The following is a 15,814-nucleotide window of genomic DNA, read 5'->3' as shown; positions in this document are numbered from 1 at the left end:
CGATCCCTATGCGCTCGGCGGCATCACGGCGCGAATGTCGCCAGCGATATCGACGAACACGTCGTCGTCCTGACGGCCGGTCATGCCCATGGCGACAGCGAATTCCATGGCCGCGCCGAGAACGGTCATGGGATGATGCCAGACATTCCGGGCGAAGGTGATGCTTTGATGCGCTCCGGCGATGAAGCACCGCAGGGTGGCCACATCAGGCAGGCCATCCGGGCCGGCATCGCACACGATCGCCAGGTATTGGCTGCTGCCGAGCGGGATGAAGGTCTGGGCGGAGAACGGATGACGCTCCAGCGTCGTGATTGGCAGGGGCAGACTGCCGAGCCTGGCGGCGCTGCTGATCCAGAAGGAAAAGGTGGCGGCGTCCTCGGTGCGATCGTCCGATGTCGGAAGATAGCGCCGGCGCACGTCGATCGGTCGCTCGGCTACATCGCCGAAGGCGGCAAAGGCTGCTGGGGACAGCGATTCGGCCGCGACGGTGTGGGAAGCAATGTGGTTTGGCGTCATTCAGGCGGGACATCTGGTTGGTCGGTCTGCTGCGAAGCGGTCTGATATTCCACTGGTATACCAGTGAACCGCCCATGCTGATTTCAGTCAAGCTGCGAAGCCCGGGAAGCTGCGTCAAATTTGGACGGAGTCCGACAAAATTGCGGGCAGCTGCAGAATTTTCGGACATGCACCCGCAGGGATTCTGCCTGATCTCGACCTAGCCGTGAGGCTCGGGCAGGAAGATCCCGAACCGTTCGAGCAATCCCTGCCGCACATTAGTGAGATGCAGGATCATCGCCTGACGGGCTGCGGCGGCATCACGATCGATGATGGCATCGATAATCGCCAGATGCTCGCGGGTGGCGGGCAGCAGCCGGCCAGGCTGGCGCTCTACATTGCACATCCGGATCTTCTGCCGGATTTCTCCAATCAGCTTCTCGAGCGAGCGATTGCCGCAATGCCGCGCGATCTGGTCATGAATTTCATCGTCGAGGGTCCAGTGAACCGTCCCGGACACTGTCGACGCAGCAATGATCTTCTCCAGCGCAGCCCTGATCGGTGCAAGGATATCCAGCGCGATGCGGGTCGCCGCAATGAACGTCGCTTCGCTCTCCAGCACCATGCGGAGATGGACCAATTCGAGCAATTCCGCCATCTCGATTGTGCGAACCACCACAGTGCCGTTGGACAATTGCTCGAGCCTGCCTTCACCCAGCAACCGGCTGATGCCAGCCCGCAGCGGTGTCCGCGAGACTTTCAGCCGCAGTGCAAGCCGGCGCTCTTCAATCACCTCGCCGGGCTGCAGCTGTCGCGACTCGATCAGGTTGTGCAGCTTCAAATAGGTTGCGTCTGTTATGCTGCCATTGGTTCTTGCCGGGCGTTTGCTGGTTGATTTCTTTGCTTTGTTGACAGAGGGCACGGACGTTGCTTTCGACGATTGGATAGAAATGCCGCCATATCGGTAGACGTACGGTACGTTCTCGCCGCTGGCCGAGCCGAAGCTCTGGATGAGCCATCCATTCTCAATTGGTGTCACCTTTTATGCAAGACTTCGCGAAATTCCGCTGTCTTTGGATCTCCACATGACCGCTTCTGGCGCAAAGCGACGTCCGACTGCTGCTGCTGCGATGTCTCACAAGGATGCAAAATCCGGAGGGGCGATCTCGTTGATCCGGTGGCACGCGACGAAGTGCTCGTCATGAGCCTGTCCTCATGGAGCCCGACGATCAGGTTGCGCATACGCGGCGATATCTCCTCCTCTCGGTTCTTCAGAATCTCAGATAGTGAGGCGCGCAAGGCGCGCGAGCTAGTTCGTACGGCAGCGCCTTGTTCGGTCAGGAAGGCCCGAATCTGGCTGATGGTCGCTATCCAGCGCGAGACCAATCGGGAATGAATCCGATGACAGGCTTGATTCTGGCGCATGCAAATCATGCCTGGCGCGTCGGCGCTTGAGCGAGCTGAAGCAGTTCGGCCGCAGACGTTCCGATACGTCGGTCATCAGTGTCCACGCGTAGTCCTCGATCTGGAGAACGGACCTGACTTCGTCGTCCCAGCCGCAGAGCACAATCTCCATCTGCGAAAATCCGCCGTTGTCGGCGGCAAACGCTGCTGCTGCTGCTTCCACCGACTCGGCGATGTCCGTCGTGCTGCCTGCAAGGATGTCCCTGATCACGACTGTGATCAGCCCGCGGCCGCCGGCGGCGCCTTTCATGACGAGGTGAGCTTCCGGAGCCTGATGGCGTTCGAACCTGCGCCCCAATTGCATTTGTTCAGCGAATTGTTCCAATGGATGATCATCATTGTTACAGGCATGAGCGAGGATCGTGCCGTCGGTGCGCGGCCTCACATCATCTTTTTGCCAATAGGTGTTCGGCAGCCAGGCGGTTTCGATCTCCCGCTGCGCATTTGTGAGCGCCCATGCCTGATCCAGCAGGAAGGACTCCGGCAGATTAGGGTGGCTGCAGGTGAGGCGCCGCCAGATGTCGAGCAGCGCTTCGGCGCGCTCGGTCTGATGGAAGAACAGCGCGCCAGTATTCATCACCCCATTCGGGCGACGGTTGACTGCGAAGTCACAACCCAGTGCCTGCGGAAGCAGTGGAAGATTGGCGAGCCGCGCCTGAGCGTCGATCCAGAACACCGGGCGGCATGCCTGGCTCCACTGCTCGATGATGAAATCGACTTTCGATGTGCCTTGCCGGGCGTTGCTGCAGTTCGGTGATATCTGCGTTACGACGTGATCGAGGCCCAACCGCTTCAGATCTGCGGTAAGGCCAGCATCCTCGCCCTGAATGTCTGAACTCTCGAATGACGAGATGAAAAGCGTATCCTGCTTTCGATATAATCCGGTCGGCACCGTGAGCGGCTTGACGCCGCCCCACCACACCTGATGCGGCGCATCCGCGCCCTCGGCGCCGAGTGACCCGTGTGCGTGTAATTTCGACTTCAGGCCGTCGAAGGCTGGGCTCTCACCAACGAGCAAGATGACGATTGCATTCTCGTGCAGGAATTCGATCAGCGCCTGAACGCGCACAGCGTGCGTCGCTTCGAACACAATGACCGCAGCGCCAGGCTGAGATACGGCACTGACACCATCCCAGTCGACAATGCCATGGCACCGGCTCGTTACCTGACGCAAGCGTGCACGTTGAAGCGCGCCCAGTCGCGGGGCGCGCGCATGCTGCCGGAGGATATCGTCCAAGCTATCGTTCATCGCCGCTGTCTCGTTCGTTTGAATGCTTTGACTGATACGAACGAGCTGACGTCGTCAGGCGGATATCTCCGATGCGTCGGCACAATATGCTTCTATATGTTTCAGCTCGGTGCGGTTTGTTTCTACTGTGTGTATCTTCATTGCGCGTGCACGTTGGATGCACGCGGTCAATGTTCTGAAACAAAAAAGATCGCGATGCGCCGCAGATGAGCGCCGCATGCAAGCGTTTTTTCTTTTTCCGACGACGCAGTCCGCTATTTTCAAATTGCGATTCGGCAAGAATTTTCCAGTGAAGGTGTGACGTTGCCCACTGCCGGATCTATCGCTGCAAAGTAGCCAGCATCGGTCTTCGATTGCTGAGTGATGTCGTATCGCTGCAGGTGTTGTCGTTGTGTGCGTAAGAATTCTTTGCATCACTCGCCGCAGTCGATGCGATTTCTCGAGATGCTTTGATGAGTCGTTCCCATCAGGCCCGACGTGGCCGTAACAGCCAGCGTAGAAATTTCTGCCTAGTTCTAGGCAGCTTTTTCCCATCAAGTATTTGTAAAATAAGCAAAATTCATCGCCTGATCGTCGCGCGTCACCCGTTCAAGAGTGAGAGGTCGACCAGAACGGCCGTTTGTCGGCGGAGAAATGGGAGAAGGGCATGACGTACGCGCTCCAGATTGCAGACGCTGTCGAAACAATGCCGGTGCAGCTCGAAGCTGCGGAGGATTCTCTGATGCTCGACGCGTGCGAGCCCGCGGGCGATAGTGACGAAGAGCTGCTGGACAGATTAGCCGCAAATGACGAGATGGCATTCAGATGTCTTGTCGAGCGTCATATCGATCGTGCGTTTGGCGTTGCGCTTCGGCTTCTCGGCAGTCGCGCCGATGCCGAGGATGTGGTGCAGGACACGATGCTGAAGGTCTGGACGCATCGCGGGCAATGGGAGCACGGCCGCGCAAAATTCTCGACGTGGCTCTACCGCGTTGTCACCAATCGCTGCATCGACCTGCATCGTCGGCCACGTACCGACAATGTCGATGCCGTGCCGGAGCCAGCCGACATCAAGCCCGATGCGTTCAGTACGATGCAGCGTGATGAAGTGGCGAAATTGCTGGAGACGGCGATGCAACGTCTGCCTGAGCAGCAACGTGTCGCAGTGATCCTGTCCTACCATGAAAACATGTGCAATGGCGACATTGCCGAAGTCATGAACACGACTGTGTCCGCGGTCGAGTCGCTGCTCAAGCGCGGGCGGCAGCAGCTGCGCGAAATCTTGCGCCGCCACGAGCCGGACATCCTGCACTCGTTAAGCGATTGCTAACCATAAATATCCGGTCTCGAAATAAACCGCGCCTGAATTGTGAGGGCCATTCCGTTTAGCGAATGGACGGGGGCTGGCCTGCGTCCAGAGGCCCCCGATCGGTCCGCATCCGCGGCCACATTCAAGGAGCAATTTAATGCCCGTTATTTCAACCAACACCGCGGCCAATTCTGCAGTCCGTTATCTGAATATCAACTCGTCGCAGATGTCGAGCTCACTCTCAAAGCTGTCGAGCGGCTCGAAGATCACCCAGGCATCCGACGACGCCGCCGGTCTCGCGATTTCGACGCGCATTTCATCCGACGTCACCACGCTGCAGCAGGCCGCAACCAACGCCTCACAGGCGACCTCGATCCTGCAGACAGCGGATGGCGGCGCCTCGAACATCAGCGACATTCTCTCGCGTATGAAGTCGCTGGCATCGCAGTCCTCCTCGGCGACGGTGACCGACAGTAGTCGCGCCTATCTCAATTCGGAATTTACCGCATTGAGCGATCAGATTGACAGTATCGCGACCGGCACGCGCTATAGCGGGCAGAGCCTGCTGGATGGCACCAGCGCATTCGCCGCGGGCGCGTCCGTTCTGGTTGGCTCGACGTCGGCCGATACGATCACCGTGAAGCTCGACGACCTCACCTCTACCACGTTGGGCGTCGATACGCTCGATGTCAGCACGCAGGCCGGCGCCACTGCGGCCATCGACGCGCTCGACACTGCCATCGATACGGTCTCGGCCGCCCGCGCGACGATCGGCGCGCAGGAATCGCGCTTCAATTTCAGCGCCAGCTCGATCTCGACGCAGTCCCAGAATCTGCAGGCCGCCAATTCCGCGATCACCGACGTCGACATCGCAGCCGAGCAGGCCAAGCTGTCGTCGTCGCAGGTCAAGGTGCAGGCCGCGGTCGCCGCGGAATCGTCGGCGAACCAGATGCCGCAATATCTGCTGAAGCTGCTCGGCTAAGCTGCAGCAATCGCGGGCCGGCGGCAACGCCGGCTCGCCCCTCGTGCAGGAGAGTAACGTGGCATGACGACGGTGACGAGCTCGACTTCCGCAGCGGCAACCGCGGCCTTGGYGACGACCACCTCAGGCACGAAGACGACGACCAGCGTCGATTGGGACGCCTTGATCGAGGCGCAGGTTGCCACCAAGACGGCAGCCGCGACCACGATCCAGACCAGCATCACCGCGAATGAGGCCAAGATCTCGGCCTATCAGCAGCTGCAGACGCTGCTGACGACGCTGACGACCGACACGACCTCGCTCTCCAAGTCGATCGTCAATTCACTGTCGTCGAGTGCCTATGGAGCGCGATCGGCGACGATTACATCCACCGGCGACGTCAGCGCCAGTTCTGCCGTGTCGATGGCCATCAGCAATGGTGCGGCGACCGGCGATCACACGCTCACGGTGACCCAGATCGCCACCGCGCACAAGGTGATCGGTACCGCCGTCGCCGACAAGAGCGCGGATCTCGGTCTGACCGGCACTTTCTCGATCGGCCTGGAAGGCGGCACCAGTGCCGATATCTCGGTCACCAGCGGGATGACGCTGGAGGATCTCGTCGATACGATCAATGCACAGACGTCCACGACGAACGTCCAGGCCTCGATCATCCAGATCTCGAGCAATCAGTACGAGATGATCCTGTCTGCAACCAAGGATAATGCGGATATCACCACCAGTGTCGTGTCGGGCGACGATGTGCTCACGACCCTGGGCGTGACAGATAGTTCTGGCGCGTTCACCGACGTTCTGCAAGAATCGCAGCCCGCAATTTTCAGCGTCGACGGCATTACGCTGACGCGCGACACCAATAACATCACTGACGTACTGAGCGGCGTCTCCTTTAGTCTGCTGCAAAGCACGCCATCGGGATCGACAGTCAAGATCAGCATCGATGTCGATACAAGTTCGATCCAGACTGCATTGCAGCAATTCGTCACATCCTACAACGCTGTGCGCGACTACGTAACCACGCAGCAGACGCTGTCGTCGAGTGGAACCGCAGACACGAGTGCGGTGCTGTTCGGCGACGGCACTATGCGTAGCGTCATGACGCAGATGGAGCAGGTCCTGAACTCCATCGTCGGCGATCTGTCGATGAGCGATCTCGGCCTGTCGTTCTCGGACACGAACGATCTTGTGCTCGATACGAGCACGCTCGCCACAACCCTGGCCGACAATATTGACGGTGTCATCGCGCTCCTCGCCACCAAGACCACGAGTTCGTCGGCGGCACTCGCGGTTGTCAATACAAGTTCATCGCCGCCATCGTCCTTCGTGATGGATATTGCGGTCGATAGCTCCGGTGCATTGTCGGTCTCGGTGGGGGGAGACAGTTCGCTGTTTACCGTGTCCGGCCGGACGATCATCGGAAAGGCCGGCACGATCTATTCCGGCATGGCCTTCAGCTACAGCAGTACGTCATCGGCATCGGTGACCATCACGTCGACCATCGGGATTGCAGCGCAGATCAACGCGATCGCGAGTGCCGCATCGAACAAGACCAGCGGTTCACTGCAGGATCTGATCACCAATTTGCAATCCCAGGATGACCGGATGCAGCAGCAGATCGATGACATCAACGAGCGCGCCGCGATCTATCGTACAATGCTGACCACCCAATACGCCAAATATCAGTCGGCGATCTCGTCGGCCAATTCCACCCTGGATTATCTGTCCGCCCTTCTCAACGCGTCGAGTGATTAGTCATGCAGCATCAAGCGAATTTTCAGGCCGCCCAGGCCTATCGACAGGCGGCGGTCGCGGTGCCGCCGTTGCGGGCGGTGGTCATGATGATCGATGGAGCGATTACGGCATTGCAGAAATCGGTGACGGCGTCCGAGGAGAAGAAATTCGAGGAGAGCCACAATCTGATGATCCGGGCGACTGCCATCCTGCGCGGGCTGAGCCATAACCTGAATTTCGATCGCGGAGGCGAGGTCGCGGAGGGCCTGCACACCACCTATCATACGCTGATCATGGCCTGCCTGCGGTCGTTCGGGCAGCCGAACGCGGCGCAGTGCTATGGTCGGATCATTGCGAGCCTGACCGAGCTTCGTGACGCCTGGATTGTCGTCGCCCGGAGTGCCGCGAAGCCCGCCTGATCAGATCGACACCGGCGGGCACGGTGAATTCATTGCACCTGCAGAGTTTAGGATCGTTCGATGTCTTTTTGTGGTTGAAAAGTCGGGGCAGCATTGCCTCGCGGCCCGGTCTGCCTTAGGACGCTGGCGTGCCAGTCCGAGCGAGGGCTGACATGCAACGTACGATCAGGTGCGTGCCGGGCGAGTTTCCAGAATGGACATTCCCGAGTTTGAAGACCTGTTGGGTCGGCACGGTGAAGACGTGTCAACCTGGCCAGATAACCGACGGGACGCCGCGCTCGCATTGCTGCGGACGTCGGAACAGGCGCGTGCGGCGATGGCCGAGGCGCAATTGCTGCGCCGTGCCCTGCCATCGGGCGTCGTGCGCGCGCCGGATGGCCTGGTAGACCGGATCATGCAGAAGGCCCGGCAATCCGATGTGGTTCCTGTGAAGCCGGCAACCAAGCCCGACAACAAGTAGCTGAGGCTTCCGCTGCGGTCGCTCTAATCCCGCCAGTGCTGCGGACAATTCCGTGCGCGACTGCTTCCCGTTTCGGCCTTCTACAAACCTCCCTCGGCCGTCCCAGCGGGCAATTTTTGCCGCGCCTGAGCGCCAATAGCTCGCGCCAAAAAATTTCAGAAAACCCCCGCGGCACAGCGCTTTCTTGTAACGGGGCGTGATGGCTCGCGGGCCGGAGCAGCCTGCAAAGAATCTTTGCCTGAACGGCCGAGACCACCCGTTTCAATAAGGAACGGACTTCACGAGCACTCTTCTCACTGACGCAATTCCGCAGCGCTGCGCGCGCGGATATCGCCGGAGCGCCCCATGACTGTAGCTGCAACGATGTCAACCACGACCACGACGGCCTCGACGGCGTCGTCTTCGTCGGTGACCTCCGCCATTACGTCGCAGCAATTTCTGAACCTGCTGGTGACCGAGTTGCAGAACCAGAATCCGCTCGACCCAACCAATTCGACCGACTTCATCAACCAGCTCACATCCTACGCCAATTTCGATCAGCAGCAGACGTTGAACAGCAATATGAGCACGCTGGTGTCGTCGCTCAACAGCCTGCTCACGCTGAACTCGTCGAACTATATCGGGCAGACCGTTACCGCCAAAACCGACACCGGCACGTTGAAAGATGGCCAGATCTCGTTTGGCTATTCGCTCGAGTCCGCCGCCTCCGATGTCACGCTGAGCGTCAAGGATTCATCCGGCAACACAGTGTGGACCGGCAGTGGAACCACGACCTCGGGCACCAACAGCTTCACCTGGGACGGCACGGCGACGGACGGCACCCAGCTGACCGACGGCGGCCAGTACACGCTCAACGTCTCGGCCACCGATAGCACTGGTCAGTCTGTCTACGGCTACACGACCGTCACCGGAAAGGTGACCTCGATCGACAACTCGTCTGGCACTCCGATGCTCAATATCGGGAGCACGTCCGTGAGCACCAGCAACGTCATCGGCGTCACTTCCTGAGTTTACTTTGGAGTACTGATTATGAGTCTATCCGGCGCGCTGTCCTCAGCCATCTCCGCTCTTAACGCCCAGAGCTCGGCTCTGGCGATGATTTCCGACAATATCGCAAACTCATCGACGGTCGGCTACAAGACAAACTCGGCATCGTTCGAGTCGCTGGTGACGGGTTCGTCCAGCGCATCGGCCTATTCGTCCGGCGGCGTGACGACGCTCTCGAAGTCCAATATCACGACGCAGGGCCTGCTGACGACAACATCGACCTCTACCAATATCGCGATCCAGGGCAACGGCTTCTTTCCGGTAACGACGTCGCTGACCGGCGGCTCGACGCTCTACACGCGCAACGGCGGGTTTACGACGGATTCCGACGGCTATCTCGTCAATAACGGTGCCTATCTTCTGGGTTGGCGCACCGATGCGGCCGGCAATGTGATTGGCAGCGCCAGCAGCGGAAATCTCACGACAATCGATACGAGTGTGGCGCAGACCAGCGGCAGCGCGACGGCGACCACCACCTTCTCGGCCAATTTGCCGGCGGACGCCGCGGTCGGCGATACGTTCACCACGTCGATGTCGGTCTACGATTCGCTGGGAACGTCGAGCTCGATCCAAGTCACCTGGGCAAAGACCGCGGACAATACCTGGAGTGCGAGCTTCGGCCAGCCGACATTGTCGTCGGATTCGACGACGACAACCGCGGCAACCCCGACCAGCACCGTGTCGGTTTCTTTCAATACCGACGGTTCGCTGGCCAGCACCAATCCCAGTCCGGCAACGCTGGCGATCACTGGTTGGACCACAGGGGCGGCGGACAGCAACATTACGCTCAACCTCGGCACCGTAGGCGGCACCGATGGGCTGACGCAATATGCCTCCGGCCTATCTACTCCTGCTGTGAACATCACCCGCATCGAGTCCGACGGTCTCGCATTCGGTAAACTGAGCAACATCTCGGTTGGCGAAAACGGCATCGTCAATGCCACCTACTCGAACGGTCAGACCATTGCGATCTACAAGATCCCGGTGGCGACATTTGCCGCTGCCGATCAGTTGGAAGCCCAGAGCAACGGGCTGTATTCGGCAACGGCAGAATCGGGAACGGCTGCGTTGCAGGAATCCGGCACCAACGGCGCCGGCACCATTTTTGGCAGTGAGCTGGAATCCAGCACCACCGATACCAACGAGCAGTTCAGCAGCATGATCTCCGCGCAGCAGGCCTATTCGGCCGCGTCGCAGGTGATCACCGCCGTCAACAAGATGTTCGATACCCTGATCTCGAGCATGAGATGACCGCGATGGTGGCCGAGGCAGACGATGACGCGCTAATGCGGCGACTTGACCGGTTGCTGGCCGCCGCGCAGCGGATCGATCGTGGCGATCGGCGCATGATCCTGGCGCTGCAAGGCGATCTCAGGACGCTGCGTACCACTTTGCAGCAGCGCCGTGATGCGTTGGCGCAGAAACTCAACATCGCCGGCGCGCGTAGCAAAGCGGCGACGGCATATTCCCGGATAGCCTCGCTCGGGCGGCACGTCACGGCAGCCGCGCCCCATCCATCGATCACGGAGTGACCATATGATGACCCGAAGCCCGCCGCTGCAGCCCGCGAGCGCCGATGACGGATCCCGCCTCGAGGATCTGGTCGAGCTGATCGAACGCCTGATCGACGTCGTCGCCGAAGAGAATATCGCTCTGGCGATGGGGCTGCCGGCCTCGCAGTCGCAGCACACGGCGATCAAGTTGGAGCTTTCGGAGCTGTTCGAGGCCTGGGTCAAGGAAGTAGGTCGCAAGAACATGTTGCTTGGCACTTCCGATCGCCAGTTGCAGGGGCGGGTACTCACCCGGCTCGAACAGCTCAGCGTCGCGATGGACGAGAATGTTACCCGCCTGCGCGCCGCGATCGAGGCCAGCCAGCGCCGCATCGACGCCGTGATGGCCGCGATTCGGGAGCAGATATCCGACAGCGCGCCCTACGGCGCCAATGGTCGCATCAGTGCGCAGTCGGCATCCTACGCACGCAACGTGCGAATCTAAACCAAGCCATAATATGAGGTCGCCATCGTGTCGCTGGAGATAGCCCGCAGCATCGCCGTCAGTAGCCTGATGGCCAGTCAGGTCCAGATCAGCGTCGCCTCGTCGAATATTTCGAATGCTGACACCACCGGCTACACGGTCAAGACCGCCAATCAGGTCGCGACCACCAGTGGCGGCGCCGGGACCGGCGTGTCGATCACCGGGATCACCAGCAGCGTCGACAAATTGCTGTTCAAGTCCCTGATCTCCGCAACCTCGGAAGTCGGCGCAGCCAACACCAACAACGACTATCTCAACCGGCTGCAGGCACTGTATGGCAGCACGACCAGTACAGAAGACACCGGAACTTCGATCGCGAACACGCTGGCATCGCTCGAATCCGCCATCTCGTCGCTCGCCGGCACCACCAGCAGTGCCTCGCTGCAAGCCAATGTCGTGAGTGCGCTTGACGACCTCGCGTCGCAACTGCGCGAGACGTCGTCTGGAATTCAGCAACTGCGCGGCACTGCCGATGCTGCGATTTCCTCCGATGTCGATCAAGTCAATGCCAGCCTGCAGGCCATCGCCGGTCTAAATGCCCAGATCAAGCAGGCAGCGGCTGCGGGGCAATCGACGGGTGATCTCGAGGATCAGCGCAATGTCGCGCTGCAGACCGTCGCGTCGAAGATGAATGTCAGCTATTTCATCTCATCGACGGGGGACATGCAGGTTTATACTGCGTCAGGCCAGGCGCTCGTGGACAGCAGCGCGCATCTGCTCAGCTTCACGGCGGCATCATCCGTTACGGCCAATGCCAGCTACTCGGCCGGTTCGTCCAGCGGGCTCAGCGGCATTTCGGTCAACGGCGTCGATGTCAGTGCGCAGATCACATCTGGTGAAATCGGCTCGCTGTTCAGCCTGCGCGATAGCGTCTTGCCCGCAGCGCAGTCGCAGCTCGACCAGCTTGCCAATACGTTGGCAGACAGCCTGAATGCCGCGAGCAACCAGGGCACGTCGTTGCCGCCGCCAACGACGCTGACCGGCACCACGACGGTCACGGCGGCGACTGCGCTGGATGCGACCGGCACGGTCCGCATTGCCGTTGCCGACCAGTCGGGAAGTCTGGTGTCCTATGCCGATCTCGATCTGTCGACTTATGCGACGGTGGGCGACCTGGTCTCGGCCATCAATGGCATTTCCGGCCTGAGCGCATCGATCAATGGCAGCGGGAAGGTAGTGATTGCCAGCTCCAGCAGCAGCAACGGGGTCGCCATCAATGAGATGACAAGCGCCGTCGGCAGCAGCGGAATCGGCCTGTCCGACTATCTCGGCCTCAATGACCTCGTTACCGGAACCGGGGCATCCAACATCGCCGTGCGCAGCGACATCCTGGCCAATTCAGGTTTGTTCGCCGTCTCGACTCTCGATGCATCGGCAACGCTGATGACGGGCACCAAGGTGCTCACCGCCGGCGCGACCGACGTGGTCGATGCGATCTACGCGGCACTCACGGATTCCCGTACCTTTGGCGCGTCTGGTGGGCTCGGGTCATCGACTGGTTCGTTTGCGGATTACGCGGCCACGGTCATCGCCAATGTCGCGTCGAAGGCGACGCTCGCGGCCACGACCTATACATCCAAGTCGACGGCACAATCGTCATTTACCAATGCGCTGGCGTCGCAGTCGGGCGTCAATCTCGACGAAGAAACCGCGAAGATCAGCACATTGCAGAATCAGTATACGGCCGCGTCCCAGCTCATGCAGGTCATCAACGAGATGTTCTCATCGCTGCTGACCGCCGTGCAGAGCGCGAGCTGACGGGAACCGATTTGATGCAGATGCGCGTTGCCACCTTTGCGATTAACGACCAGATGATCGCATCCGCTTTGCGCACGCAAAGCACCATGGCCAATCAGCAGATCCAGGAGGCTTCGGGGCTGATCTCGTCGGATTTTGGCGGGTTGGGGTCATCGGCGCAGCAGGTGCTCAATCTTCAGGTCTCGGTGACCCGGGCGCAGTCCTATATCGATGCCGCCACGCAGACCAACAGCAAGATCCAGGTGATGTACTCGGCCGTCAATTCGGTGTCTGATCTGGTGACACAGTTCCGCACTCTGCTGACGGGTGCATCGAGCGCTTCGAGCGCGGATGCGGCCAGCGTCACGGAGAGCGCCAAGAACATGCTGGAGCAGATGGCGTCACTACTCAACACGCAATACAATGGCGGCTACCTGTTCGGCGGTTCTTCCACCAAGAACGCGCCGGTGAATCTCTCAAGCTCGGTCTATGCCGCTGCATCGTCTCCATCGACCACCGACACCAGCTACTATCAGGGGAACAGCCAGCTCGCGACGGTGCGTGTTTCCGATAGCCAGACGGTGTCCTACGGTGTCACCGCGGACAATACGGCGTTCGAGCAGATCATGCGGGCGATGAATCTGGCGGCCAGCAATTCACCGCTCTCGACCGACACGCTCAATGAGGCGCTCGACCTGGCGGTCGATTCCATCGACAAGCTTGGCGTGGTGCAGACGCGAATATCCAATGCATCTGCCTCGATCGAGCGGGCCAGCGCCTATCAGACCGAGTATCAATCCTATGCCCAGACGCTCGGTAGCGATCTCACCAGTGTCGACGTTGCAGCGGTCACCGCCAAACTATCGACTTATCAGGCACAGCTTACGGCATCCTACGCCGCGATTGCCAAGGTTCAGAGCCTGAACCTGGCGAGCTATCTGCGATGATTTGGACGCGAGCGCGTGCGACTTCGACAGCGAGCCTTGTGCGTTATGCAATCCGGAACATGCTCATCGAGTCATGAGTATTGGGCCGAGATGAAGTGTGGTGACTATCCGACTGGATATCGCGGAGCTGGTGTTCCAAGTGTTTTCGTGGGGAAAAAATGTGAGTCTTCCAAGAGAGGTGCGGGCCTGGCTAGCTACGCCATTAGCGCCTCGCCAGCAATACCACGACAGCTATGGCGAGCAGCAACGATAGGCCCTTCCAGACCATGTTCGGATTGCGCTCAAGTAGCGGCGCGGTCGGAGGGCTGAGAAACTCCGCCTTCGGATTGCGCAGGTCGTAAACATATTCGGAGAGTTCGTCGTAGCGCTTCGCCGGGTCGGCGTGCACGGCCTTGCGCAACACGCCGTCGATCCATTCCGGGATATCGCTGGCATCGTTGAGTAGAGATCGATAGCGCAGCTTGCGGTGCTGTGCGGCCGTCGTCGCCTTCGCGACCTCCGCTCCGTAAGGCAGTGTCCCGGACAGCATCTGATAGGTCAGAATTCCAAGCGCATAGAGGTCGGAACTCGACGTGGCGCGCTTGCCGAGAAACAGCTCGGGTGCGGTGTATTGCGGCGTGCCGAGAATGTCGCTGTGCTTGCCGGGTGAATCAGCTTCGGCGACGCCGTTGACACGGGTCGAGCCAAAATCGATGATCTTCACCGTGCCCGTCTTGTCGATCATGATATTGTCTGGCCGAATGTCCTGATGGATCATCTCCATCCGATGGAACGCCTGCAAGCCGCGTGCTATCTGCTCGGTGATGCCGCGCACGGTCTCCAAATCCGGCTTCGGATTGTCGAGCATCCACTGCTTCAGCGTCTGGCCTTCGATGAATTCGGCGACGATGTAGAGGTAGTTGCGCTTGCGCGACTGTCGGCACGGCTTCAGCACATGCGGACTGTCGATGCGCCGCGCCACCCATTCCTCGATCATGAACCGCTTGAGATAGACCGGGTCGTCGCGCAGATCGATCGACGGAATCTTGATGACAACCTGTTCGCCGCTCTCCAGATCGATCGCGAGATAGATGTGGCTACGGCTGCTGCCATGCAGTTCGCGCACGATCCTGTAGCCGTCGAACACCGCGCGAGCTTCGAGCAGTGGTGGCAGCGGCAATTGCGGCATCAGAATGTCGCTGGCCTCACCATCCGGCACCGCATCTATCCGCACGATCTGTACGGTGAGGTTGTCCGGGCTGTTCTGTGCATGGGCCTCGTCGACGATCAGCCTCGCGGCAGCGTCGAGATCGTCGGCGTGATCGGCGATCGCCGAAGTGATGAAGCGCGCGCTGACGAAATCATAGACGCCGTCGGTGGCGAGGATGAAGACATCGCCGTCGTCGATCTGCAGCACCTGATAGTCGATCTCGATTTGCGGATTTATCCCAAGCGCGCGAGCGAGGTAGCTCTGCTCGGATGAGATCACGACGCGATGGTCGGTGGTAAGTTGCTCGAGTGCGCGGTCCGATACGCGATAGATGCGGGAATCGCCGACATGAAAGATGTGCGCTGCGCGTGCGCGTATCACCATTGCACTCAGCGTGCAGACATAACCGCGATCCTTGTCGTAATGGTAGCGGCCGCGCTGCGTCTGAGATTGCAGCCATGAATTGGTCGCAGCGATGACGCGTTGTGCCGATGTCTTCACCGACCAGGATTCAGAGGTGCAGTAATAGTCGGTGAGAAACGACTTGACCGCAGATTCGCTGGCTTCGCCGCTGACCGCGCTGCTGCTGATGCCGTCGGCGATGACGACGGCAATGCCTTTGAGGCTCAACAGCGGCTCGGTCGGAATCAGGGCGCCGTGGAAATCCTGATTGGTGTCTTTGCGGCCCCTGTCCGAATGCTGGCCGATCGAAATCGTCAATTCACGCGGCATGGGTCACGCTAATAAAATGCCCCAGCTGGAGAAGCCCGGGCGT

15 protein-coding genes are annotated in these 15,814 nt (G+C 59.9%); 11 read left to right on the top strand and 4 right to left on the bottom strand.

The annotated features are described in order from the left end of the window. Nucleotides 1-6 precede the first annotated feature (6 nt). The 3 genes from AC1DUY_RS07420 to AC1DUY_RS07410 all read right to left on the bottom strand — a co-directional run bounded on the left by AC1DUY_RS07420 (nucleotide 7) and on the right by AC1DUY_RS07410 (nucleotide 3,196). Complete coding sequence (locus tag AC1DUY_RS07420) at nucleotides 7-516, bottom strand: ureidoglycolate lyase (RefSeq protein ID WP_478113321.1); 510 nt, start codon at nucleotides 514-516, stop codon at nucleotides 7-9. 199 nt (nucleotides 517-715) lie between these two features. Further along, entirely contained in the window at nucleotides 716-1,336 is a 621-nt protein-coding gene (locus AC1DUY_RS07415; RefSeq protein ID WP_439062523.1) for a GntR family transcriptional regulator, read from the bottom strand. A 468-nt stretch (nucleotides 1,337-1,804) separates the two neighbouring features. After that, the gene (locus AC1DUY_RS07410) at nucleotides 1,805-3,196 is read right to left on the bottom strand and encodes a hypothetical protein (protein WP_478113319.1); all 1,392 of its coding nucleotides are present in this window, start codon (nucleotides 3,194-3,196) and stop codon (nucleotides 1,805-1,807) included. A 658-nt stretch (nucleotides 3,197-3,854) separates the two neighbouring features. Between AC1DUY_RS07410 and AC1DUY_RS07405 the strand changes: the two genes are divergently transcribed. From AC1DUY_RS07405 to AC1DUY_RS07355, 11 genes are all read left to right on the top strand, one after another. After that, on the top strand, nucleotides 3,855-4,517 hold the full coding sequence (locus AC1DUY_RS07405) for an RNA polymerase sigma factor (protein ID WP_231078494.1): 663 nt from the start codon (nucleotides 3,855-3,857) through the stop codon (nucleotides 4,515-4,517). Between the two features lie 136 nt (nucleotides 4,518-4,653). Continuing rightward, nucleotides 4,654-5,478 (top strand): flagellin, encoded by an 825-nt coding sequence (locus AC1DUY_RS07400; protein WP_184512770.1) that lies wholly within the window; start codon nucleotides 4,654-4,656, stop codon nucleotides 5,476-5,478. Between the two features lie 63 nt (nucleotides 5,479-5,541). Then, a complete protein-coding gene (fliD, locus tag AC1DUY_RS07395; RefSeq protein ID WP_478113316.1) occupies nucleotides 5,542-7,227 on the top strand; it encodes a flagellar filament capping protein FliD in 1,686 nt (561 codons plus the stop codon). Nucleotides 7,228-7,229: 2 nt separating this feature from the next. Next, entirely contained in the window at nucleotides 7,230-7,625 is a 396-nt protein-coding gene (locus tag AC1DUY_RS07390) for a flagellar export chaperone FliS (RefSeq protein ID WP_478113314.1), read from the top strand. Between the two features lie 193 nt (nucleotides 7,626-7,818). Continuing rightward, entirely contained in the window at nucleotides 7,819-8,085 is a 267-nt protein-coding gene (locus AC1DUY_RS07385) for a hypothetical protein (RefSeq protein ID WP_184512774.1), read from the top strand. 345 nt (nucleotides 8,086-8,430) lie between these two features. Further along, nucleotides 8,431-9,093 (top strand): flagellar hook assembly protein FlgD, encoded by a 663-nt coding sequence (locus tag AC1DUY_RS07380; RefSeq protein WP_184512776.1) that lies wholly within the window; start codon nucleotides 8,431-8,433, stop codon nucleotides 9,091-9,093. Between the two features lie 21 nt (nucleotides 9,094-9,114). Beyond that, entirely contained in the window at nucleotides 9,115-10,383 is a 1,269-nt protein-coding gene (gene flgE, locus AC1DUY_RS07375) for a flagellar hook protein FlgE (RefSeq protein ID WP_439065554.1), read from the top strand. Beyond that, nucleotides 10,380-10,664 (top strand): hypothetical protein, encoded by a 285-nt coding sequence (locus tag AC1DUY_RS07370; protein ID WP_478113311.1) that lies wholly within the window; start codon nucleotides 10,380-10,382, stop codon nucleotides 10,662-10,664. The genes flgE and AC1DUY_RS07370 overlap by 4 nt, the downstream gene beginning before the upstream one ends. Nucleotides 10,665-10,668: 4 nt before the next feature. Then, entirely contained in the window at nucleotides 10,669-11,127 is a 459-nt protein-coding gene (locus tag AC1DUY_RS07365) for a flagellar protein FlgN (protein ID WP_441228354.1), read from the top strand. Nucleotides 11,128-11,154: 27 nt separating this feature from the next. Beyond that, nucleotides 11,155-12,924 carry a flagellar hook-associated protein FlgK gene (flgK, locus tag AC1DUY_RS07360; protein ID WP_478113309.1) on the top strand — a complete coding sequence of 590 codons (1,770 nt, stop codon included), beginning with the start codon at nucleotides 11,155-11,157 and terminating at the stop codon, nucleotides 12,922-12,924. Between the two features lie 14 nt (nucleotides 12,925-12,938). Further along, nucleotides 12,939-13,850: a flagellin gene (locus AC1DUY_RS07355; protein ID WP_478113307.1), complete on the top strand. Its 912-nt coding sequence runs from the start codon at nucleotides 12,939-12,941 to the stop codon at nucleotides 13,848-13,850. A 202-nt stretch (nucleotides 13,851-14,052) separates the two neighbouring features. On the opposite strand, the gene AC1DUY_RS07350 is transcribed toward AC1DUY_RS07355, so the two are convergent. Then, nucleotides 14,053-15,771 carry a bifunctional protein-serine/threonine kinase/phosphatase gene (locus AC1DUY_RS07350; protein WP_478113305.1) on the bottom strand — a complete coding sequence of 573 codons (1,719 nt, stop codon included), beginning with the start codon at nucleotides 15,769-15,771 and terminating at the stop codon, nucleotides 14,053-14,055. Nucleotides 15,772-15,814 lie beyond the last annotated feature (43 nt).

Source organism: Tardiphaga sp. P4_G1, from assembly GCF_056401215.1.
The sequence above is the reverse complement of the archived record's forward strand: the minus strand, read 5'-3'. Positions and strand labels throughout refer to the sequence as shown.

What these genes read in the sequence shown, in the direction of transcription:
- AC1DUY_RS07420 (WP_478113321.1), bottom strand. Translation starts at nt 516, where the DNA reads ATGACGCCAAACCACATTGCTTCCCACACCGTCGCGGCCGAATCGCTG.
- AC1DUY_RS07405 (WP_231078494.1), top strand. Translation starts at nt 3,855, where the DNA reads ATGACGTACGCGCTCCAGATTGCAGACGCTGTCGAAACAATGCCGGTG.
- AC1DUY_RS07400 (WP_184512770.1), top strand. Translation starts at nt 4,654, where the DNA reads ATGCCCGTTATTTCAACCAACACCGCGGCCAATTCTGCAGTCCGTTAT.
- AC1DUY_RS07390 (WP_478113314.1), top strand. Translation starts at nt 7,230, where the DNA reads ATGCAGCATCAAGCGAATTTTCAGGCCGCCCAGGCCTATCGACAGGCG.
- AC1DUY_RS07385 (WP_184512774.1), top strand. Translation starts at nt 7,819, where the DNA reads ATGGACATTCCCGAGTTTGAAGACCTGTTGGGTCGGCACGGTGAAGAC.
- AC1DUY_RS07380 (WP_184512776.1), top strand. Translation starts at nt 8,431, where the DNA reads ATGACTGTAGCTGCAACGATGTCAACCACGACCACGACGGCCTCGACG.
- flgE (WP_439065554.1), top strand. Translation starts at nt 9,115, where the DNA reads ATGAGTCTATCCGGCGCGCTGTCCTCAGCCATCTCCGCTCTTAACGCC.
- AC1DUY_RS07370 (WP_478113311.1), top strand. Translation starts at nt 10,380, where the DNA reads ATGACCGCGATGGTGGCCGAGGCAGACGATGACGCGCTAATGCGGCGA.
- AC1DUY_RS07365 (WP_441228354.1), top strand. Translation starts at nt 10,669, where the DNA reads ATGATGACCCGAAGCCCGCCGCTGCAGCCCGCGAGCGCCGATGACGGA.
- AC1DUY_RS07355 (WP_478113307.1), top strand. Translation starts at nt 12,939, where the DNA reads ATGCAGATGCGCGTTGCCACCTTTGCGATTAACGACCAGATGATCGCA.
- AC1DUY_RS07350 (WP_478113305.1), bottom strand. Translation starts at nt 15,771, where the DNA reads ATGCCGCGTGAATTGACGATTTCGATCGGCCAGCATTCGGACAGGGGC.